The organism is Rhodococcus sp. P1Y (genome assembly GCF_003641205.1).
In the GTDB taxonomy this organism is placed as follows: domain Bacteria; phylum Actinomycetota; class Actinomycetes; order Mycobacteriales; family Mycobacteriaceae; genus Rhodococcoides.
The window spans coordinates 2,524,246-2,544,881 of the sequence record NZ_CP032762.1; the positions used below are offsets into that span (position 1 = coordinate 2,524,246).

Genomic DNA, 20,636 nt, shown 5'->3' on the forward strand with positions numbered 1-20,636 from the left:
GATCAACGACCTTCGAACTGCGCAGCGCGCTTGTCGAGAAACGATCCGATGCCCTCGGCCGCGTCGCGCAATTCGAGGTTGGCCAGAACGTGCTGTTCCTCGACCTCCATAGCCTCGTCGATGGACAGGTGTCGGCCGCGATCGATCACGGACTTCACCAACCCGATTGTGGCAGTCGGACGATCGGCGAGTCGACGTGCTTCGCGGGCAACGACGTCCTCGAAGTTTTCGCCCGCGACCAGGTCGACCAACCCTTCGTGCAGAGCTTGCTCTGCGGTGAACTTGGTGGCGTCGATGATGAATCGCTTGGCCCGATGTGCGCCCACCAATCGGGGAAGACGCTGCGATCCACCGGCACCGGGAAAGATCCCGAGATCGGTCTCCGGAAATCCGAACAAGGCTTTCGCGTGCAATATTCGTAAGTCGCAGGCCAGCGACAACTCGGCACCTCCACCGAGGGCATGGCCGTTCAGCGCTGCGATCACAGGTTTGGGAGCCAACTCGAGAAGGCGTTGCACCACGACCCACCGGCGCATGTCGCGGTAGGTGTCGGGGTCGAGTCGTTGCATGACGCGCAGATTCGCTCCGCCTACGAAGATTCGGTCCTTGCCGCGAACTACCACGCATCGAACGGTCGGGTCGTCCAGGACGGTGGGAAGATGGGTGATCATCGATTCGATGAGTTCCGGATCTACGATGTTGATCGGCCCATGGTCGATCACGACGGTGACGATGTCGCCGTCGCGCTCGTAGCGGTGACCGGTCGGTTCGATGCTCATGAAAGAACTCCTTCGTTGTGCAGGTCGGCCAGCTCGTCCGGAGTGAGACCAAGCTGTTCGACGAGGATGTCGTCCGTGTGTTGGCCCAGAAGTGGTGCCGCTGTGCGCAATGCTCCCGGAGTCGTGGACAGGTGTGCCACGAGTCCCTCGTGCGCAACGGATCCGGCAAGGGGGTGGTCGAGGGTGGGGTAGAAATTGCGGGCCCGCAGCTGTGCGTCCGTGTCCACCAGCTCGCGACCGTCACGTACGGGATATGCGGCGATTCCCTGGCCCTGCAGGCGCTCCGCGAGCGCGTCGGCGTCCATCGTCGCGGCTGCACGAGTGAGAGCGTCCGACGGATCGTGCCCGGCGTCTATCCCGATCGCAGTGAGCGCCTCGCGCAGTGTGTCGGGAGTAGTACCGCCCCCGACGGCTATCCATCGGTCTTCACCGAGACACTTCAGGATTCGTGCGGCAGCATCGGTCGGAACTACCTCTGCCATTTGGCTTTCGAGTGCCGCGGAGCCCAGGTGTGACGCCATCGCTTCGAGCTGCGACAGGTCGACGTGGCCGCCTTCACCGCGATACAGCAGTTCGAGTGCGCCGATGACAGCTGAATTCGCAGCAACCATGTCGCCGAGTCCGAACGTCAGCCCCTGTGGATCGCGATCGGGCCGTGCTGTCTCTGCAGTCAGTCCGGACATCGCTGCGAGGGTGTCGGCGAAGGTCACGGCATCGCGCCACGGTCCCGTCTGGCCGGTCCCGGCCATGGACACCAACACGACGCGGGGGTTGATCTTGCGGAGTTGTTCGTAGTCGAGCCCCCATCGTGCAAGGACGCCCGGGCTGAAATTCTCGACGACGACGTCGACATCAGCGGCAAGCCGACGCAGGAGCTCCTGGCCTGCTTCGGTCTTCAGATTCAACGCAATGCTTCTCTTGTTGCGATTGAAGTTGAGGAAGTAGCCACCGTCGTCGAACCCGGCGTCGGGGCGCAGTCTCATCCCCGGCGAGAAGCGGGTCGGATCCTTTCGGTGGTACGACTCGACCTTGAGAATGTCGGCACCATGTTCGGCGAATGTCTTAGTGACGTATGGGCCGGCCAGAACCCAGGTCAGATCGAGAACGCGGACACCGTTCAGTGCGCCAGTGGTGCTCACTCCGTTGGCCTCTGCGCGCCCCCGATGCTCCTCGGCGGCGTCGGCGCTCGGGTTCGATCGTGGAACCGTCCAAACTTCGTTTGCCGCGACTTCACGGGGTTCGTCGAGGCGTACGGGTCTCGGCAGCGCGGGTGACTCCCAGCCGAAGCCGACGTCCTGGTAGTTGCCTTTGGTTCCACTGTGTACGAAGAACTGTCGATCTCGCAGCTGCGGATTGTCCAGTAGCGCCTGGCCGTTCGCCACTTCTGCCCACGGCAATGCTCGGCGGCGGGCCTCCTCGGCGAACGTTCTGGCCGAACGTCGACCGGTGAAGCGGGACACCACTGCATCCACGTGTGCTCGCTCGCGCCACCGAATATCGTTGTCCTGCCAGCGTTCATCGGCCAGATCCTCGGCCTCGCCCTCTTCGACCATCCAGGCCAGGAGGTCCGTCCACATGCGAGGGGATCCGGAGTACCCGCCGGCGAGGAATCCGTCGGACGCCCGGAACACTCGGTGGGCAACATGACCGTAGATGCCGGATGTGCGTCCGGGAATCGTCTGGCCGTGTATCCACGAGATGGCACCGATCTCCAGTGTGGCGGCGACAGCTTCCTGAGCGGAGATTTCGACCAATTGACCTGTGTTCGTTCGACGTCGGGCAATGAGGGCGAGGAGTGCTCCGATGGCACCGTGGGTGCCGGCGAGCTGGGTACCCTGCTCGCGCGGCGGTGGCTCGGGGGCCTGCCCGGCATCGCCGCACAGCCACGCCATCCCGCCTGCTGCGGTGATCACGGTGTCGTCGCCCAGCCACTCTCGTCGTGGTCCCGAAGTTCCGAACGGTGTGATCACCGTGTGCACGATCCCAGTCCACAGCGACGGATGCGTGTCGCGCAGAGCTAGGGTCCGAAGCCCCGGCACCGGGCCGGACTCGAGTACTACGTCAGCCTCGGTGATCAGTTCGATCAACGTGGCGTCCGAGACGCTGCCCGAATGGCGTACGACCTTCTTTCCGGCGTGCCAGTGCAACTGATCTGCCGCGGAATCCGAATTTTCGTGCAGGGCTACCCGTACCACGTCGGCACCGAGGCCGACGAACACACGCGCGGCCTGATAGCCGAGCCGATCGGTGAGGTCCAGGACGCGAATCGCAGGAACGGACAAGTGGAAGCTCCTAATCTTGTTGGTGCGCTTCGGCATCGAACGCGGAGGTTGGTATACCCCGATCGCGTAGTGCGCGCCGGTTGAGTTTCTTACTGGCCGTGGTCGGCAAGGCGGTCTCCACGTTGACGTACCGGGGAACCTCGTGGCGCGGCAATTCCTGGGCGCAATATCGGAGAAGATCGCGCGGGCAGATGTGTCGTCCGTGGCGGGGGACGACGGCGAGCAGAACCTCGTCCTCGGTCAGCTCGGACGGCACGCCGACAGCAGCAGCGTGGGCAACGTCCGGGTGGCCGGACGCCACCCACTCCACTCGTTCGGCATCGACAGTCAATCCCCGGCGCCTGATCGTGTCTGCGGTTCGCCCCTCGTAGTAGAGCCATCCATCGACCAACCGGCCGCGGTCACCGGTGACGAACCAACCGTCACGCCAGGCGTTGCGGGTGATCTCGGGTTCTCCGATGTACTCGGTGAACGTCAGATTTTCACGACGTGGTTGTACCTCGAGCGAGCCGGCGGTTCCGCCGTCGACTGTGCGTCCGTCGTTTCCCACCACGCGTACTCGATAGTCGTCGACGACTCGACCGGCCGCTCCCGGAAGAGGTTCCGCACCGGTCGTGGCGACATCACCGAGCTCGGTCGATGCATATGCCTGCCGTAGTTCTACACCGAAACGCTCGGCGACGCTGTGGAACATCCAGTCCGGAGCAGGCCCACCGTAGGCTCGCGAAATCGTATGTGCGCGATCGTCTTCAGTGGCGGGGGAGCGAAGCAGTATGGCGCAGACCGCACCCATGAAGTTGAAGGCGGTGATGTGCTCTTCTCTGGCGGTGCGCCAGAACCGTCGTGCGGAGAAGTCGTCGACGACCAGCCGGGCTCCGGACATCACCGCGGGGAGGAACGCTGCATGCCGGGCATTGACGTGTTGCCAGGGAAAAACGTTCAGCAGAACATCGTCGGTGTCGTACGCCATGGCGCGGCAGACACGTTGGGCCTGACCGATACCGACGCCATTGCACAGGAGTGCGCCTTTCGGGCGCCCTCCGGTACCCGATGTCACCATGATCGCCGCCGGGTCGCCCACGGACGTCCGAAAACGGGCCGGTCGGGGCCCGGTACGGTCGGTCACCGCAGCCAAGCCCTGCCAGCGGCCGTCGACAGTCATGGTGGAGACGCCGATCGACTCACCGAGCTGAATCAGATGTGGCTCCGCGGCCAACCGTGCCGGTGACGCGACAGTGAGCACAACACTGCCCGCATCCATCAGTTGACGAGCAACGCCGGGATCCAGAGCCGTGGGGATCGGCAGTTCGATTGCTCCGAGCCACGAGATCGCAGTGGTGAGTATCGCGGCGGCGGGTCCGGATGAGCACGCGGTCGCGACGACGGTGCCGGCGCCGACGACGGTGGACATCGAGCCGGCCATGGTCAGCGCATCTTCGAGCAGCCGACCGGCGCTGATGCTCGGACCGCCGACGCGACGGATTACTTCACCGTCGGCATCGGCGTGCGCACGAAGCTCGAGCGCCTCGGCCCACGAGGTCGGGGTAATCACGCCGGCTGTGCTTCGCCTTCGGCCACCAGACCGAGAGAGCGTCCGATCTTCGTCATCACATCGGTTCCGATGTTCCCAGATTCGATAACGGCGACTCTGGTGGCGATTGGCATGGATTTACCTCACTCGACGGACTGCGGCGTCACTGCCGTTGTGGCAGAACTACTCCAGCCTCGCAGCTGAACGACGTTCGACGAACGAATCGGGTCCGTTGAGCGATACGGGCTCCGCCAGTCGTTGTGCCGCAACGACGCCGGGCGTGCTCATTGCCGCGCGAGTGTGCTGAACGGTGATTCCGTGCGATGCGAGCCGCAGTGCGTTGATCAATGCGGCGTCACCGGTGTGGTCCACCGGCACTGTCAGCGACAGCGCCGCGATGGCGTTGTCGCCGGAATCGTAGATGGGCACGGCGAAGCTCTTGTATCCGACCAAAGCCTCTTCGCGCTCGGTGGCCAGGCGCTGAGTGCGAATCGACACCAGCTCGCGGCGAACGGCTTGCATGTTTCGCGCGCTCTGTGCGGTCAGCCGTGGGAAGTCGCTGTCCATCAGCTGCTCGAGAAGTCGGTTGGGGTCGGGAGCCATAGCGAGAAGCAGCTTTCCCGACGCAGTGCACGTCAGTGGAAGACGGCCGCCGACACGAGAGAGCGAGTGCACACTCCGTGTTCCGCCCAGCTTCTCCAGGTAACAGGTATGCGTGCCTTTGAGGATTGCCAGGTGTGCGGTCCCGCGCGTCGACGCGACCAGATCGACGAGGACCGGCCTGCCCACTCGCCGAAGCAGCGATGTGCTCCCCGCACGTTGACTCAGGGCGAAGACGCTGAATCCGATTCGGTACTCGTGACCGACACGCTCGAGCAAACCGAGAGCGACCAACTCTTGTGCCAACCGGTAGACCGACGGCTTGGGCACCCCACTGCGCTGACAGAGATCGACGAGGCGCAGGGAATCACTGTCGCCGTCGAAGGCCGAGAGTATCGAGAAGGCTTTTCCGAGCACTGAGTTCGGCGGGGCCAGCGACGAGTCCTCATCCAGGTCGTCGAACGGGTGTGCCAACACGGACATGGTTGCCTCCTGCGCTTACGGGTGACGGGTGTGCGCCCTGTCACAACTACCATCATTATCCAGATGGATAACAATGTCCAGCCCGGTGAGCAGATTGCAACGCGCTGTTTACGACGCATGGAACGTTCGGGGTCGGTTCGGTCACCGAAACACTTCGATACGGGGTCGGCTTACGGCTGGCACATTGGACCGTCGAAGTCCAATATGGCGCTCGCCGAACGAGATGTTGAGGAAACACATGCACAACACGCAATTGCTCATCGCAAACGAGTGGGTCGATGCCTCCGACGGCCGTACCGGCGAGACCGTGGATCCAGCTACGAACCAGGTGATCGGACGGTTCGCCGAAGCCACGATCTCGGACGTCGACGCTGCGGTGGCAGCGGCACGTGCGGGGTTCGAATCCAACGCCTGGCAGGGTATGAGCCCGGACGCACGAGGGCGGCTTCTATGGAAGATCGCTGACTTGATCGAGCGAGACGCCGAGGAAATCGCAGCACTCGAGACCGCCGACCAGGGGCAGCCGACCTTTATGAGTGTCGGCGTCAACCTACCGCTGACCGCTCAGGTCTTCCGGTACTACGCGGGTTATGCAACCAAGATCGAGGGCACCGTATCTCCCGTGTCCATTCCCGGGAACCTCAGTTTCCAGCAGCGCGTGCCGGTCGGGGTCTGTGCGCTGATCACACCGTGGAACTTCCCGTTGGCCATTGCCGCGTGGAAGTTGGCACCGGCGTTGGCCACGGGCAATGCGGTGGTTCTCAAACCTGCCGAACAGACGCCGCTGTCGACCATGAAGCTGGTCGAATTGTGCCTCGAAGCGGGAGTGCCGGCAGGGGTGGTCAACCTGTTGACCGGAGGACCCGAAGTCGGAAAAGCGTTGGTTGCTCATCGCAATGTCGACAAGGTGTCGTTCACCGGCTCGACCGAGACCGGGCAGCACATCGTTCGAGCCTCGGCTGGAAATCTGAAGCGAGTATCGCTCGAACTCGGTGGGAAAGCCCCCAGCATCATCGCTGCCGATGCCGACATCGATGCTGCCGTCGCCGGCAATCTGCAGGGTGCGGTATTCAACACAGGTCAGGCCTGTGGCGCCTACACCAGGTTCTTCGTGCACAGCTCGCGTGCGGAGGAGTTCACCTCCAAGATCGCCGCGGCGGCCGATGCTTTGCAGATCGGTCTCGGATCGGATCCGTCGACCGTGATCGGTCCGTTGGTATCCCAGGAACATCTCGATCGAGTGCATTCCTACGTGGAATCCGGCCAGTCGCAAGGGGCCGAGTTGGTGACGGGCGGAAGCCGCGTCCAGGGAGATCTGGCCGATGGTTTCTTCTACAAGCCAACGGTGTTCGCCGGAGTGCGCGACGACATGACCATCGCCCGTGATGAAATTTTCGGGCCGGTGCTGTCGGTCATGGCGTACGACGACGAGGACGAGGTCATCGCCCGGGCGAACGACACCGACTACGGGTTGGCTGCGGTGGTGTGGACGAAAGCACTCGACTCCGCTCTCACACTCCCGCCCAGGTTGCGCTTCGGCACCGTATTCGTCAATCAGCTGCCGCTGCTCGACCCGGCATCACCCTGGGGTGGTTTCGGGATGAGTGGCTGGGGCCGTGAATTCGGTTCCCATTCGATCGATGCCTACACCGAAGTCAAGACGACGTTCATCAACCTCGCCTAGCAGGGCCGAGTCCGCACGGCGGTGGGCTGAACTTCGTCCATCGCCGTGAGTGAGCGGCTTCGCCACATGCGCGGAAACTCGTTCTCTGCTACGAAGTTCCGCTCACTTGCGGCGAAGCCGCTCTTCCAACTATTTGCCACAGCCGTTGAAAGCGCACACGGTGGGGTGGCACGTCCCGCCTCCGCGCGCAGCACCCGCCGGTTGGAGGCACCGCATTGCCTGCAGGCTGCGCGAAATTCCGATTCCGGCGGTACGCAGCGCTCCGGCAACGCGATTGACGTTCATTCTCGAGGTCGGTGCGGTCACCGACAAGGCGCCCGCCAGGACAGCATTGCCGCTGAAAACGGGTACCGCGACGCTCATGTAGCCCAGTCGCGTTTCTTCTACTTCCACCGCCAATTGGTCCTTGCGCATTCGCTCGAGTTGCTGAGCCAGGACCGCTACCGACATCGTCGTGCGTGAGGTGTGGGCGACGAAGCCCTGCGCAACTACCTCGTCGAAGACCTCTCGTGGCGAGAACGCCAACATGATTTTTCCCGTTGCCGTGCTGTACAGCGGAAGTCGCCCCGCCACCCTCGAGTTCTCGTTCAAGCCCCGATGGCCCACGATCTTCTCGATGTAGAGCACGTCGAACCCTTCACGCACAGCGAAGTGGACGGTCTCTTGAGTGGCGAGAAGTAAGTCCTCCATGTACGGCAGGGCCGCGTCGCGAAGAATCCGCTGCCGGGGGACCATCTGGCCGAGCTCGAACAGGCGTAATCCCAATCGGTACTTCGTGCCCGCACGTTCGAGCAAACCCCACTCGACCAACTCGCCGGCAAGTCGATGCACGCTGGCTTTGGACACTCCACTGCGGCGCGTGAGCTCGGTCAGCGAGAGGTCGGTGTTCGTACTGTCGAACGTGTCGACGATCAGCCTGGCTTTTGCCAACACCGACGTCATGTCCGCAGCCGGCTCGATGTCCAGTGGTCGCGGACCGTTCGCAGTTCGTGCGGAGAGTGCGGAAGACATGCTCACCTCTAACGTCGAAATGTCGGAAACCCCGACATTTCGACGTTAGGCCCTTGTTTACTTTTTGTTCGGGTTTCAGGGTCCACTGGGTGAACCCGTTTCGAGGTGTTAACAATTGCGCAGGGCTATCGGGCCGGCCGTGCTTCGACGCCCGCACCGACACATGACGGTGCGGGCGGTAGCGATCACTCCCCGAACGAGGGTCACGCGTCGAAGATGTCCGGCTCTTCAGCAGCAATTTTCTGAATGATGGTCGAGTATGCGAACCAACCGACCTTGTCCACCCCGACCGCCTCGAATGTCTGTGCCGCGATCTTGTCGTGCAGAACCACTGGATCTCCGGCCGCGCACGCGGCCAGCTCGGCTTGCATGGACCGTTCCATCGAGACGTACCACCACACGGCAGCCTCGACCGAGGTTCCCACGGTGAGGTGGCCGTGGTTGGAGAGGATCACGGCCTTGTTCGTACCAAGGGCCGCGGCAATCCTCGACCCTTCTTCGGCGTCGAGTGCGACTCCGTGGTACTCGTCGTACAGTGCGTGATCCTGGTGGAAAGCGCAGGCGTCCTGCGTGATCGGCTGCAGGAGCCGGTGCAGGGCCGAGAACGCTTTGCCGTGCAGCCCGTGTGCGTGTACGGCTCCGGATCACATCCGGGCGTGCTTCGTGCACCTTGGAGTGGATGACGAAGGCCGCGCGATTGAGCGGTCCCGATCCGGACAGAACGGTGCCGTCGGCACCGACGTGCAGTAGCTCCTCGGGCCGTACCTGTGAGAAATGGCGTCCGAACGGCGCGGTCCAGAACGTGTCGGGATCTTCCGGGTCACGGGCGGTGATATGGCCGGAGATGCCTTCGTCGAGGCCGAATCGCGACAGTATGCGGTAGCCGCCCACGACCGCGATCTTGCGTCGGGTGCGCTCTTCCTCAGTGGTCAGACCGGTAGGCGGATCCGGTATCGAGGCGAGTTCGGCAATGGATGGGGCCGGGCCCGGAATCACTTGACTCCGTAACGGCCGAGGAACCGTTTGGAGAGCAATCTCAGTACGCGGTCGAACAGAAAGCCCATGATTCCGAGGGTGATGATGCCGACGAATGTCCAGTCGATGCGGCCGTAGTTTCGCGCTTGCCAGATCATGGAGCCGATGCCTGCATCGGCGGCGACGATCTCGGCCGACACGATGGTCAAGAAGCTGTTACCCATGGCCAACCGAGCTCCGGTCACGATTCCCGGGACCGTGGACGGCAGTACGACAGTCTTCATGATCTGTAGCCGGCCGGCACCGAGGTTCGTGGCGGCTTGCAGCTTGTTTTCGCTGATCGACACTGTCGCAGCGATCGTACTCACGGTCACGATGAACACCGAGGTGTAGAAGATGAGGACGACTTTGGACGTTTCGCCGATGCCGAACCACACCACCGCGAGCGTGACGAACGCGATGGGCGGGATGAACCTGAAGAATTCGATGTACGGATCGAGCAGCTGGCGGACGATGTTGATGCGTCCCATCAGGATTCCTACCGGTGCTCCCACGATCACACCCATAACCCAACCGATGAGGATGCGTTGTCCGGATGCCTGGATCGATGTCCACAGGACCCCGCTGTCGGACAGTTCTTTCGCAGCAGAGATGACGGCTGCCGGAGACGCCATGGTCGTCGGTCCGTACCACCACGCCAGGAACGACCAGAGTGCGAGACCGATTGCGGCCGAGACGACGAACAGAGCAGCGGTACGTACAGCAGATTTTCCCGCACCCCACGCCCGGTTGCCCCGACCAGGCTTGGTCGACGGTCCAGCCTCGGTGCGTCCAGCGATCACGGCGGTCATAGCGTGTCCTCCTCGATTCCTTGATTGCGAAGCGAGGCAACCACTTCGGCTCGAATGTCATCTCGTAGTCGTTCGTACAGGTCTACAACGGCGGGATGATTGCGGTCACGCGGACGCGGAGCATCGACCTCGTACACGCTCTTGATTCGAGCGCTCGGACCGGCTGTCATGACGACGACACGGTCGGCCAGGGTGATCGCTTCGTCGATGTCATGGGTGACGAACACGACGGTGCATCCGGTGCGCCGCCAGATTCCGTCCAGTTCGGTTTGAAGAACTTGACGCGTCTGGGCGTCGAGAGCACCGAACGGCTCGTCCATCAGCACCAAGCGAGGTTGATTGGCCAGCACGCGCGCGATCTGAACACGTTGCTTCATGCCACCGGACAATTGCGTGGGGTATTTGCTGCCTGCGTGCTTCAACCCGACCATGCCCAGGTACTCGGCTGCGATACGGGACTGTTCGGACTTGCTCGATCCGTGCATTCGGGGGCCGTACGCCACGTTCTGGCTGACCGTCATCCACTCGAACAGCGCTTCCGAACTCTGGAACACCATGCCGGCGTGGGTGTTGTTTCCTTTCACCGTCTCGCCGTCGCAACTGATGTCGCCTGCTGCCACCGCTACGAACCCGGCAAGGGCCGACAGAAGCGTCGACTTGCCGCAGCCACTGGGCCCGAGCAGACAGACGAACTCGCCTGGTCGAATGTCCAGGTCGATGCCGCTGACTACCTCCAATTCTCCGAATCTGATGGCTACGTCGCGTGCCTCGATCGGAACGCCCTCCACTGTGTCCACACTCATCGCGATCCCTCCGTCGACCAACCGACGAGGAGCGCCGTGTTCAGGTCGGGTTGGTTGTTCATGACGCCGATCTCGGTATAGAAATCGACCACGGTCTGTGCATCGGCGACACTGGTCGCCGTCAAATCCTCCACCGCGTAATCGATTTCGTCGATCGCGGTCAACGTCTGTGCTTCGTCGGTGTTCACTGCGGCCATCGTTGCCGCCGCCGCGGCCTGCGGGTCTGCTTCGACATCCGCACTTGCCTCCGACAGCACGTCTCGAACGGCGCGTGCGGTGTCCTCGTTGCCGTCGAGCCACGATTGGGTCGTGATCGCCCAGTGGTGGTAGTACCAATCGAAGTCGCCTGTGGTCGCTACGACCCTGCCGGTTCCTTGCTCGATCGCAGCTGCCGGCCAGGGCTCCCACATCACATATCCGTCGATGTCACCGCGACTGAGGAGTGCGGGCATATCCGTCGGTGTTGCCGAGATCATCTCCACGGAGTCGGGAGACACACCGTTCGCTTCCAAATACTTGACGGTCGAGATCTGGCTGAGGCCGGCAACGATGCCGAGCTTGCGTATCGATTGCGGACCGTCGACGCCGTTGCGGAGCACAACTTTGATGTATTCGCCCGAGGACTCGTACGAGTACATGGCACGCAGCGCTGGGTTCTGTTGGAGCTGAGCGATCGTGGTCGTATCCGAACTACCCGCCATCTGTACCTGGCCGGTGGACAGTGCGTCGACGGCTTCGCCACCGCGGCCGAACTGAACCAATTCGACGTCGAGGCCGGCCTTCTCGAAAAGGCCTCGCTCGTCGGCAAGGAAGAACGGTGCATATGAGGCGTCGATGCCGACAGCGATGCGAATGCTGCCGGTGCTGCTCGCCGCATCCGCGGACTCGGTCGCCGGACGGCTGCACGCCCCTGCGAACAGCGCGGCGACTGCGGCGATTGCAACAAGACTCGACTTCTTGATTGTCGATCGTGGGGCCATGGGCGCACGCTTTCCTTACTGTGATCTGGACCGCATTTGCGGTGGTGTGAGGCAAAGCTAGTGGCGGTCTGAGTTCACGCCCACCAACTCGGTCCACCGTGTGGACCCGACCGAGGTCTTAACGTGGCCGAAATCCAGGACACCGACGTCGAGTGAGTCCATGGCCGTGTCACCCCGGGCTCGGGACGTCGAACGACGGGTCTGGTGGCCGGACCGTCGGACGTACACGTCGGCGCGAGTTCCGACATCATCATGTTTTCCGATACACGGGACTGCTGGCGCACCTGTTCGACTGCAATCCACATCGAAAGGCAAAATATGCTCTTCACACGCACTCTCCCCACCGCCGGTCGGGTACTGGCCGTCGTCGTGGCCTCTGTGGTCGTGTTCGCAGCAGGCTGCTCGCGACCTGCCACCGAAGCAGCGGCGACCGCCGATCTGGTACGAATCTCGGTCGGTGTCGACCCGTCGTACGCGCCGATTTTCCTCGCCGACAGTGAGGGAATGTTCGAGGCCGCAGGCCTCGATGTCGAGGTCATCCAGACAGAGGGCGGGGCGGCCGGCGCGCAGAACGTGGTGGCGGGAACTTCGGAGTTGTCCGGGAATGCCGATTCGACCGCGCTGACCGTCATGGCTGCGAACCCGGGGCTTCGTGCCCTCGGGGTGTTCCAGGATTCGGATCGCTACTTCCAGGTCGTCCTCCGGGACGGGGTCGCACCAGCGGACATCAAGACCATGGGGGTGTTTCCCGGTATCGGTTTGTACTTCACCGATCTGTACCTTCGGAGCCTGGGGTTGGATCCAGCTGCGGTGACTCTGGTGACCACGAGCCCGCCGGAGCAGCCGGCGCTTCTGGCGCGAGGTGACATCGACGGGTTCATTTCCTTCGACCCGTGGATTGCCCAAGCGGAGGATGCCGGGTCGACAGTTGTCGCGACGACCGGTGACTTCGGTGCCAAGTACTCGCAGTGGATCATTGCATCCGAGGGTTGGCTCGAGGCCAACGAGGAACTCGCTGGAAGGGTGTTCTCGGTCATTGCCGAGGCATCTGCCATCGTGAACACCGATCCGGCTCGTGCAGCGAGGGCGGTGTCCTCGGAGATCCAGATGGATGCCGCCGAAGCGCAGGATCGGGCGTCGCAGATCGACTTCGGTGGTCGAGACTTCACCGAAGCCGACGTCCAACAAGCGCAGAGCTTGGTCGACTTCTTCACAGCACAGGGCAAGATGGCCGGGCCGGTCGACCCGTCGAAGGTGCTGCTCAGCGGCTGGGTCTCACAGCACGGAGGCTGACGGCTGGGAGAATCACGCGTCGTACGCGACGTAGTGCAATTCGGCGGCATGGCGCTCGTCGTACAACGCCGTGTATGCCTTCGCGATGATGTCCGGTTCTGCCTCGGGATGACCTCCCCCGATGAGGGCGGTGATGCCGACATGGGCGACGTAGACGCCCTTGGGTTCGAGGGCGTTGTGCAGGTTCAGCACCCAGTTGCGAAGGCCCGCGGCGGCGATGTTGATGTTCCCCAGGAACGGCATCGGACTGATCGAGCCGCCGCCGGTGGTCACGAGAATGGTTCCGGTGCCGGCGGCGACCATGTCGGGGATCACATCGCCGATGGCGTGTAGCGCTCCGCCGATATAGAAGTCGATCTGCGGCTGCAGGTTCTCAGGGGCTACGTCGAGCACGTCGACGGGAACGAGCGTTGGATCCGCCGGGGAGAATTCCAGCACGTCGATCGGTCCGAGTTCGGCCTTGATCTGGCTGAGGGCGGCTGTGATCGTGTCGGGCCGACTGACATCGGCGGCAAAGCCGCGAGCTCGAAACCCTTCATCGGTCAGCGTGCCGGCGAGGGCATCGAGCTTGGCCTGGTTGCGAGCGACCAGGGCGATATCGAAGCCCTTGCGGCCGAATGCGCGGGCGATTTCCAGACCGAGGCCGGGGCCAGCTCCGATGATGGTGATGAGAGGCATGTGGATCCTTTCGCGAGCCGCCGGACAGGCGGTGCAGACACGTGATGGGCTAAGTTGAGGTTGGCCTCAATTAACTTGTACCCTAACTTGAGGCCATACTCAACATCTAGGAGCTGGCATGGTCCCCGACAAAACCCTTCGGCGCGACGCACAGGCGAACTTGGACAAGCTCCATTCCGCAGCCCTGAGGGTGTTCGCCGAGCATGGGTTGGGGGCACCCCTGGAGGACATCGCCCGGGAAGCTGGCGTGAGTATCGGCACGCTCTACAACCGTGTCGGATCACGCGAGGCACTCATCGACGCCGTCGTTCCTGCCGTCGCGGGCGAGAAGCTCATGACACTCACCGAGCACACGCTGGCTCAGGGGTCGCCCCGTGCGAGGTTGCAGACGTTCGTCGACAGCATGATCGATCTTCAGCTGAGCGACCCGGCGCTGAACGACGCCATGCTCCGGCGGTTTCCGAACGCGACCACGTTGATCGACGCCTGCGAGCGCTCGACGGCTCTGGGCGGTCGACTCGTCGAAGAGGCACATGGCGCCGGCGTGCTCTCGACGTCGTTCTCGGCGGACGACCTCATGGCGATGTTGTGGATGGCAGGCACCGCGAGCCGCGACGAGGCGGCACCGTCGGGCTGGCGTCGCGTGGTCGACCGCGGTCTTACCGCGGCGTGGACGCAGTAGCTCCACTGCGCAGCGACGTGTTCCCTCCCTCTCCCGTTGCTGCGTCGTTCACGGCCGCGATGCGCTCGGCTGCACCGCGCAGCGCGGTCGAGATCGCGTACATCGCCGGGGTGTACTGACGCCGGGCGAGTGAGGCGATGTAGATGACGCGGGTCGGCACGCGGTCCGATTCCGGAAAGGCAATTGCGGTGACGTCGGGTCGGTGGTGCACCACCGACAATCGAGGCACCATGGCAATCCCGACGCCCGCGGCAACCATGGCCTCGATTTCTTGATAGTCGTGGGCCTCGTACACCACGTCGGGTTCGAAATTCGCCACCCGGCAACTTCGATACAGCACTTCGGCAGCAGGGTGGTCGTTGCTGCGGATAATCCACCGAGCGGTCCGAAGCTCATGCAGGGACACGTCGTGTTCGACTCGCTCGTCGTCGATCGGAAGCAGCAGTACGGTCTGGTCTTCCATCAGCGGCTCGAGTGACAGCGATCGCTCGGCCTCCTCGGTCCAGGCGTAGCTCCACAGCAACGCCAAGTCGATTTCGCTCGAATGCAGCATGTCGAGCAACTGTGGACGCACTGCCGACCGCACACGCACGTCGATCCCCGGCCACCGCGAGTGGTAGTCCTTCAGCGCATCGGAGAGTAGCGACGCGCTGACGGTCGGGAACGATCCGAGGCGGACCGACCCGCGTTCGAGACCCCGGATGGCCTCCAGGTCGCCACTGGCAGCACGCATCTCCCGGCGGAAGAGGCGTGCCCGGCTGGTGAGTATCTCACCGGCTTCGGTGAGCTGCACCCCGCGTGGCAACCGAGTCAACACCGGCTGCTTGATGCCGAATTCGAGTTTGCTGATCCGTTGGGACGCAGCAGACGGTGTCATATTCGCCCGCTCGGCCCCTGCGGTCAGGGAGCCGGCCTCGGCGATGTCCAGCAGAAGGAACAACGTCACGACGTCGAAGGTGTGGTTCATGCGTACATCTTTCAGCTGAGCTAAACGACTAGGTAGCAGAACGATATTGTCCTAAAAGTCTTGCGTCAATAATGTGACAGATACAACGTTCGAGTGCGGATGTAACCGAGCACTTACCCAGCCACCTGAAAGACGCCCATGACCTCCATCGAGATCCTTCCGCTCATCGCATTGGTTGCGATGTTCGTGATCGCAACCTTCTTTCCGATCAACATCGGCATCCTCGGCTTCATCGGTGCCTTCGTAGTCGGGTACTTCGCATTGGGATACGACGACAAGGAAATCCTCACCGCGTTCCCCAGTTCGATCGTGTTGACCATCGTCGGCGTCACGTACTTCTTCGGTATGGCAAAGCGCAACGGCACAATAGACCTACTGGTCAACAGCTGCATCCGGGCAGTGCACGGGCGGGTGACGGTAGTTCCGTGGGTGTTCTTCTTCGTCGCCTCGGTATTGACGGCGCTCGGTACCTTCAGCCCAGCCGCAGTCGCGTTGATCGTGCCCGCAGCCATGGCATTCGCCGCCCGTACCGGTATGAGCCCGCTGGTCATGGGAATCATGGTGATCAATGGTGCGCACGCAGGCGCGTTCTCTCCGATCTCCGTATCCGGCGTTCTCGTCCGAGACATCGTCGAAAACAACGGCCTCGCACTCGACCCGTGGACCCTGTTCTTCGCCAGCTACGGCATCAACCTGCTGCTCTCGGTACTGACGGTCGTCGGCTACGCGGCCCTGGCACGCGTGAAGGGCTTCGAATACACCGCAACCGGATCGACCGACCCCGCACCCGGCAGTGGCCCGGTGGGTGGATCGGGCGTCAAGACACCGGTCCCCGCCGGCGGCGGTACCGGTGGTAGCAGCGCCGGCGGTGGCAGCACCCAGGTGCTCACTCGCCCGACGACGACCGCGCTGGTCGACGCCCCGGCCCCGATCACGTTCGTACAGAAGCTCACGCTCTTCCTCATCGGCGCGCTTCTCGTGCTCGTGCTCGTTCTGCACCTGCCGATCAGCTTCATCGCCATCGCAGCCGGCGCAGTCCTGGCGTTCACGGATCTGAAGAAGCAAAACGAGGCCATTGCAGACATCAGCTGGTCGACGGTTCTGCTGGTCGCCGGCATGGTTACGTACATTTCGATCCTGCAGGAAGTCGGCACCATCGATCATCTCGCCGAGATGGCCATCACCATCGGCGCTCCCATCATCGTGGCCATCGTGCTCTGCTACGTCATCGGCGTCACCTCGGCCTTCGCTTCCTCCACCGCGCTGCTGGCCGCCGTCATTCCGCTGGCGATGCCGTTGCTCGGCACCGGCGCGCTGCCCGTCGTCGGCGTCGTCGCAGCTCTGGCCATCTCCGCCACCGTCGTCGACGTCTCGCCCTTCTCGACCAACGGTGCTCTCGTGCTGGCCAACGCGCAGAACATCGAGCGCCCACGCTTCTACCGTCAGCTGCTGCTCAACGCCGGAATCGTCGTGGCGATCGCGCCTGCCCTGTGCTGGTTGATCCTGGTTGTCGTCCCCTCCGTGTTCTGACCGCAGCCTTCGCGTTAAGCGCTGCTGCACGGCGTGAACATATTTCGTAATTGTGCTTGATCATCCTCTGTCGCAGGGTGGAAGCATCGGATCCTGATCGGAAGGCACACCAGATGTTCACTCTTCGAGGAACGTGGATGCGCGGAGGCACCAGCAAGTGCTGGCTGTTCAACGCGGTCGACATCGACCCGTACATCGCCGACGCCGGCGGTCTCGACAACATCCTGACCGCAGCCTTCGGTTCCGGTGACCCCCGCCAGCTCGACGGGGTCGGTGGAGGTAGCTCCACCACCTCGAAGGCAGCCATCGTGCGACGCTCGAGCGCGCCCGGTATCGACGTCGACTACCTCTTCGCTCAGGTCGCCATCGAGAACCGCACCGTCGAGTGGGCCAGCAACTGCGGAAACTGTGCGACGGCGATCGGCCTCTACGCAGTGCAGACCGGCCTCGTCGCCGTCGATGACCGCGTCACCGTGGTGCGAATGCGTAACGAGAACACCGGCGCGATTCTGGCGGCGGAGATCTCGACGCCCGGCGGACGTATTCCTGCGGAGGGCGACGCGTCCGTCCCGGGCACCACGGCCCTCGGCGTTCCGGTGGGCTTGACCTTCACGGATCCGGCCTCGGACCGCGTGACGATGCTCCCAACCGGCGCGGAGATCGATCGAGTTACCCTCGACGACACCGAGTTTCGAGGAACGTTCGTTCGGGCGGGCGCGCCCGCCGCATTGTTCGACGCCGCCGATTTCGGGCTGAACGGGTCGGAGGGCAACGACGTTCTCGCCGCGTACGTCCCCACGCTCATCGCGCTACGCCGACAGGCAGCTCTGCGGATGGGTCTAAGTAAGCCCGAAGAGCCTGTCTCGCATGCTGTTCCGAAGGTCGGAATCGTCGGACCGCCACAGGATTACGTCACCACGACGGGCGAGCATGTCGCTGCCACCGACTACGATATCTCGGTGCGCATGCTCTCGATGATGGCACCGCATCCGGCCATCGGGCTCACCTCGGCGGTAGCCGTGGCCGCCGCAGCAACCGTCATCGGCGGGGTAGTGACGGCCAACGCAGGCGCTGGCCGTCCGGGGACCATTCGTATCGGTACCGCCGCGGGGGTGCTCGAGGTCGACTACACGGTGGACGGCAACGGGTTGCTGCAGTCGGTCACCCTGCACCGCGCAGTCCGGCGTATCGCCACCGCAGACCTCTTCGTGGTGCCGATGCCCGCTCTGGTCGGCGCACACTCCGCCTGAGGTTGTGCGGTGCCTCAAAACCGCGCAGCAACGTCCTTGAAAATCTTCAGCAGCACCGTCGCACTCGGTGATAGCTTCTGCTCTGTCAGGTGCGCCAACAAAATTCGACGCGACGGTGCACCAGTCAAGGGCACCAGGCGCACATCGTCACGAATATTCGACAGCGCCATGCGCGGTGCAAACGAAACGCCCAGATCCACAGCTACCATCGCCTGAGCTTCCTGGTAGTCGTTCGCCGCGAACGAGACGGTGGGGGAGAAACCCGCAGCGTGGCATGCGCGCTCGAGCGCGGTGCCGACCGGATGAGTGTCCTCCCGTGTGATCCACTGCTCGTGCTCGAGCTCGGTCATGTCCACCGAATCACGTTCTGCCAGATGGTGGTTGACGGCGACGACCAGCATCGGCGGGTCGACGATGAGCTGGTGCACCGTCAGGTCCGAGTCGGTGATTCTGGCCCACTCGTAATCCCAGAGTAGAGACAGCTCCACCTCGCGGGTGTCGAGCATTCCTCGCAGTCCGGCGAACCTCGAGCTGCGCACAGTCAAAGCCACAGCGGGATGGCGGGACTTGAACAGTTTGACCACCGGTGGCAGGAGACTTGATCCGGCCGTGGGGAAGGTGCCGATCCGCAATGTTCCGGCGCGGAGACCCGACAGATCTTCGAGTTCGTTTCGTGCGGCGAGTAATTGAACTTCGATCCTCTCGGCGTGCCGCACCAGGACCTCGCCTGCCTCGGTGAGTCGGACCCCTCGGGCATGACGCTCCAGCAGTGGCTGCCCAGCCTCCAGCTCGAGCTTGCTGAGCTGTTGCGAAACGGCAGATGTGGTGAAGCTCAACCGACTTGCGGCTGCCGTGATCGACCCGCTGCGCACGACTTCGACCAGAAGCAGTAAGCGTCGGGTGTCGAACATGATCGAACCGCCTTCAGTAAAAGTTAAGGTATCTCGACTTTTTCGTAATTGTACTCGACGGCTGTGTGATGCAGGCTATGTGCAGTAACTGCGCGAGAGCTGCGTCACATCATGGAAGCACTCCCTCGAATGTTCAGCTCCAAGAACGTTTTCGAGAGTAACGATCGGAAGGTAGCCGAGAATGTACTCACTGCGTGGCACGTGGATGAGGGGAGGGACCAGCAAGTGCTGGCTCTTCAGCTCCGTCGACGTCGAGCCACTGATCGAACAAGCAGGAAGCCTGGACGAGATCCTGGTCTCCGCCTTCGGGTCCGGGGATCCGCGCCAACTCGACGGCGTCGGCGGTGGAAGCTCCACCACTTCCAAAGCGGCTATCGTCAGCAGGTCATCCGAGGACGGCATCGACGTCGACTACCTCTTCGCTCAGGTGGCTATCGGTGATCGAAAAGTGGAGTGGGGCAGCAACTGCGGCAACTGTGCCACGGCGATCGGCCTGTATGCACTGCAGCAGGGGCTGGTGGCAATCGATCAGGTCACCACCGTCGTTCGACTGCGTAATCGCAATACCGGTGCCGTCCTGCTCACCGAGATCGATACCCCCGGCGGCGTCGTTCCGTCCGAGGGCTCGGCCCAGGTCGCCGGTACGTCGGCCCTCGGAGTCCCGGTCGGGCTGACGTTCGTCGATCTTGCTGCCGATCGCACCCGATTGCTTCCCACCGGCGCGGTGGAGGACACCGTCGAACTGCACGGTCAGCGATACCGCGGCACCATGGTCGTCGCCGGAGCTCCCGCCGCACTGTTCGACGCAACTGATCTGGGTATGACCGGAGCAGAAACCAGTGCCGAACTGACAGAGCGGGTTCCGCTGCTCGTCGAACTTCGTCGTAGTGCAGCGCTGCTCATGGGTCTTTCGCGTCCGGAGGATCCGATCACACACGCGGTGCCGAAAGTCGGCATCATCTCCCCGCCCGTGGACTACCACCTGGAGGACGGAACGCTCGTCAGCGCCGGTGAGTACGACGTCTGTGTGCGGATGCTCTCGATGATGGCCCCGCACCCGTCCATCGGTCTGACGTCAGCAGTGGCGGTGGCCGCTGCCGCCACTGTGCGCGGCGGTGTGGTCGATCGGGTCGTCGACGGTGCCGCCACCTCGACTCTGCGGCTGGGGACACCGGCAGGTGTGTTGGCCGTCGATGTCGACATCGCTGCGGACGGCAATCTCACCAGCGTGACCCTCCACCGCGCTGCACGCCGAATAGCGACCGCGGAATTGTTCGTTTCGGCTGCGCGGACGGCGCTTTCGATCGGTTAGCTCGACTGTGAACACGGTATTGACGACTGAAGAA

17 protein-coding genes and 1 pseudogene are annotated in these 20,636 nt (G+C 63.1%); 6 read left to right on the forward strand and 12 right to left on the reverse strand.

Features of this window, described 5'->3' with window-relative positions:
- Positions 1–2 precede the first annotated feature (2 nt).
- The 4 genes from D8W71_RS11865 to D8W71_RS11880 all read right to left on the reverse strand — a co-directional run bounded on the left by D8W71_RS11865 (position 3) and on the right by D8W71_RS11880 (position 5,675).
- Complete coding sequence (locus D8W71_RS11865; protein ID WP_121113718.1) at positions 3–779, reverse strand: enoyl-CoA hydratase/isomerase family protein; 777 nt, start codon at positions 777–779, stop codon at positions 3–5.
- Positions 776–3,061, reverse strand: a complete 2,286-nt coding sequence (locus D8W71_RS11870) for a CaiB/BaiF CoA-transferase family protein (RefSeq protein ID WP_161965457.1) — start codon at positions 3,059–3,061, stop codon at positions 776–778. Before D8W71_RS11870 ends, D8W71_RS11865 begins: the two co-directional genes overlap by 4 nt.
- A gap of 10 nt (positions 3,062–3,071) precedes the next feature.
- Positions 3,072–4,613: an AMP-binding protein gene (locus D8W71_RS11875; protein ID WP_121113722.1), complete on the reverse strand. Its 1,542-nt coding sequence runs from the start codon at positions 4,611–4,613 to the stop codon at positions 3,072–3,074.
- A 162-nt stretch (positions 4,614–4,775) separates the two neighbouring features.
- The gene (locus D8W71_RS11880) at positions 4,776–5,675 is read right to left on the reverse strand and encodes an IclR family transcriptional regulator (RefSeq protein ID WP_121113725.1); all 900 of its coding nucleotides are present in this window, start codon (positions 5,673–5,675) and stop codon (positions 4,776–4,778) included.
- Positions 5,676–5,913: 238 nt separating this feature from the next.
- Here D8W71_RS11880 and D8W71_RS11885 point away from each other — a divergent pair, with 238 nt between their 5' ends.
- A complete protein-coding gene (locus D8W71_RS11885; RefSeq protein ID WP_121119023.1) occupies positions 5,914–7,359 on the forward strand; it encodes an aldehyde dehydrogenase family protein in 1,446 nt (481 codons plus the stop codon).
- Positions 7,360–7,488: 129 nt separating this feature from the next.
- Here the strand turns inward: D8W71_RS11885 and D8W71_RS11890 are convergent, their stop codons facing one another.
- The 5 genes and pseudogenes from D8W71_RS11890 to D8W71_RS11910 form a co-directional block, all read right to left on the reverse strand.
- Positions 7,489–8,301, reverse strand: coding sequence for an IclR family transcriptional regulator (locus D8W71_RS11890; protein WP_442972048.1), 813 nt, complete (start codon positions 8,299–8,301; stop codon positions 7,489–7,491).
- A gap of 272 nt (positions 8,302–8,573) precedes the next feature.
- Positions 8,574–9,363: pseudogene (locus D8W71_RS11895) on the reverse strand (class II aldolase/adducin family protein).
- Positions 9,363–10,196 (reverse strand): ABC transporter permease, encoded by an 834-nt coding sequence (locus tag D8W71_RS11900; RefSeq protein WP_121113729.1) that lies wholly within the window; start codon positions 10,194–10,196, stop codon positions 9,363–9,365. The pseudogene D8W71_RS11895 and the gene D8W71_RS11900 overlap by 1 nt, the downstream one beginning before the upstream one ends.
- The gene (locus tag D8W71_RS11905) at positions 10,193–10,999 is read right to left on the reverse strand and encodes an ABC transporter ATP-binding protein (RefSeq protein ID WP_121113731.1); all 807 of its coding nucleotides are present in this window, start codon (positions 10,997–10,999) and stop codon (positions 10,193–10,195) included. Before D8W71_RS11905 ends, D8W71_RS11900 begins: the two co-directional genes overlap by 4 nt.
- Positions 10,996–11,979 (reverse strand): ABC transporter substrate-binding protein, encoded by a 984-nt coding sequence (locus D8W71_RS11910; protein ID WP_121113732.1) that lies wholly within the window; start codon positions 11,977–11,979, stop codon positions 10,996–10,998. Before D8W71_RS11910 ends, D8W71_RS11905 begins: the two co-directional genes overlap by 4 nt.
- Positions 11,980–12,297: 318 nt before the next feature.
- On the opposite strand from D8W71_RS11910, the gene D8W71_RS11915 reads away from it, so the two are divergent.
- The gene (locus D8W71_RS11915) at positions 12,298–13,272 is read left to right on the forward strand and encodes an ABC transporter substrate-binding protein (RefSeq protein ID WP_121119024.1); all 975 of its coding nucleotides are present in this window, start codon (positions 12,298–12,300) and stop codon (positions 13,270–13,272) included.
- Between the two features lie 12 nt (positions 13,273–13,284).
- Here the strand turns inward: D8W71_RS11915 and D8W71_RS11920 are convergent, their stop codons facing one another.
- On the reverse strand, positions 13,285–13,950 hold the full coding sequence (locus D8W71_RS11920; RefSeq protein ID WP_121113734.1) for an SDR family NAD(P)-dependent oxidoreductase: 666 nt from the start codon (positions 13,948–13,950) through the stop codon (positions 13,285–13,287).
- Between the two features lie 118 nt (positions 13,951–14,068).
- Here D8W71_RS11920 and D8W71_RS11925 point away from each other — a divergent pair, with 118 nt between their 5' ends.
- Positions 14,069–14,632 (forward strand): TetR/AcrR family transcriptional regulator, encoded by a 564-nt coding sequence (locus D8W71_RS11925; protein WP_121113736.1) that lies wholly within the window; start codon positions 14,069–14,071, stop codon positions 14,630–14,632.
- On the opposite strand, the gene D8W71_RS11930 is transcribed toward D8W71_RS11925, so the two are convergent.
- Entirely contained in the window at positions 14,610–15,599 is a 990-nt protein-coding gene (locus D8W71_RS11930; protein ID WP_121113738.1) for a LysR family transcriptional regulator, read from the reverse strand. The genes D8W71_RS11925 and D8W71_RS11930 overlap by 23 nt on opposite strands.
- 138 nt (positions 15,600–15,737) lie before the next feature.
- Between D8W71_RS11930 and D8W71_RS11935 the strand changes: the two genes are divergently transcribed.
- Entirely contained in the window at positions 15,738–17,129 is a 1,392-nt protein-coding gene (locus D8W71_RS11935) for an SLC13 family permease (RefSeq protein ID WP_121113740.1), read from the forward strand.
- Between the two features lie 113 nt (positions 17,130–17,242).
- Positions 17,243–18,379, forward strand: coding sequence for a PrpF domain-containing protein (locus D8W71_RS11940; RefSeq protein ID WP_121119026.1), 1,137 nt, complete (start codon positions 17,243–17,245; stop codon positions 18,377–18,379).
- 14 nt (positions 18,380–18,393) lie between these two features.
- Here the strand turns inward: D8W71_RS11940 and D8W71_RS11945 are convergent, their stop codons facing one another.
- Positions 18,394–19,290 carry a LysR family transcriptional regulator gene (locus tag D8W71_RS11945; RefSeq protein WP_121113742.1) on the reverse strand — a complete coding sequence of 299 codons (897 nt, stop codon included), beginning with the start codon at positions 19,288–19,290 and terminating at the stop codon, positions 18,394–18,396.
- Between the two features lie 181 nt (positions 19,291–19,471).
- On the opposite strand from D8W71_RS11945, the gene D8W71_RS11950 reads away from it, so the two are divergent.
- On the forward strand, positions 19,472–20,602 hold the full coding sequence (locus D8W71_RS11950; protein WP_121113744.1) for a PrpF domain-containing protein: 1,131 nt from the start codon (positions 19,472–19,474) through the stop codon (positions 20,600–20,602).
- The last annotated feature ends 34 nt before the right edge of the window (positions 20,603–20,636 follow it).

What these genes read in the sequence shown, in the direction of transcription:
- D8W71_RS11865 (WP_121113718.1), bottom strand. Translation starts at nt 779, where the DNA reads ATGAGCATCGAACCGACCGGTCACCGCTACGAGCGCGACGGCGACATC.
- D8W71_RS11880 (WP_121113725.1), bottom strand. Translation starts at nt 5,675, where the DNA reads ATGTCCGTGTTGGCACACCCGTTCGACGACCTGGATGAGGACTCGTCG.
- D8W71_RS11885 (WP_121119023.1), top strand. Translation starts at nt 5,914, where the DNA reads ATGCACAACACGCAATTGCTCATCGCAAACGAGTGGGTCGATGCCTCC.
- D8W71_RS11890 (WP_442972048.1), bottom strand. Translation starts at nt 8,301, where the DNA reads ATGACGTCGGTGTTGGCAAAAGCCAGGCTGATCGTCGACACGTTCGAC.
- D8W71_RS11900 (WP_121113729.1), bottom strand. Translation starts at nt 10,196, where the DNA reads ATGACCGCCGTGATCGCTGGACGCACCGAGGCTGGACCGTCGACCAAG.
- D8W71_RS11905 (WP_121113731.1), bottom strand. Translation starts at nt 10,999, where the DNA reads ATGAGTGTGGACACAGTGGAGGGCGTTCCGATCGAGGCACGCGACGTA.
- D8W71_RS11910 (WP_121113732.1), bottom strand. Translation starts at nt 11,979, where the DNA reads ATGGCCCCACGATCGACAATCAAGAAGTCGAGTCTTGTTGCAATCGCC.
- D8W71_RS11915 (WP_121119024.1), top strand. Translation starts at nt 12,298, where the DNA reads ATGCTCTTCACACGCACTCTCCCCACCGCCGGTCGGGTACTGGCCGTC.
- D8W71_RS11920 (WP_121113734.1), bottom strand. Translation starts at nt 13,950, where the DNA reads ATGCCTCTCATCACCATCATCGGAGCTGGCCCCGGCCTCGGTCTGGAA.
- D8W71_RS11925 (WP_121113736.1), top strand. Translation starts at nt 14,069, where the DNA reads ATGGTCCCCGACAAAACCCTTCGGCGCGACGCACAGGCGAACTTGGAC.
- D8W71_RS11930 (WP_121113738.1), bottom strand. Translation starts at nt 15,599, where the DNA reads ATGAACCACACCTTCGACGTCGTGACGTTGTTCCTTCTGCTGGACATC.
- D8W71_RS11935 (WP_121113740.1), top strand. Translation starts at nt 15,738, where the DNA reads ATGACCTCCATCGAGATCCTTCCGCTCATCGCATTGGTTGCGATGTTC.
- D8W71_RS11940 (WP_121119026.1), top strand. Translation starts at nt 17,243, where the DNA reads ATGTTCACTCTTCGAGGAACGTGGATGCGCGGAGGCACCAGCAAGTGC.
- D8W71_RS11945 (WP_121113742.1), bottom strand. Translation starts at nt 19,290, where the DNA reads ATGTTCGACACCCGACGCTTACTGCTTCTGGTCGAAGTCGTGCGCAGC.
- D8W71_RS11950 (WP_121113744.1), top strand. Translation starts at nt 19,472, where the DNA reads ATGTACTCACTGCGTGGCACGTGGATGAGGGGAGGGACCAGCAAGTGC.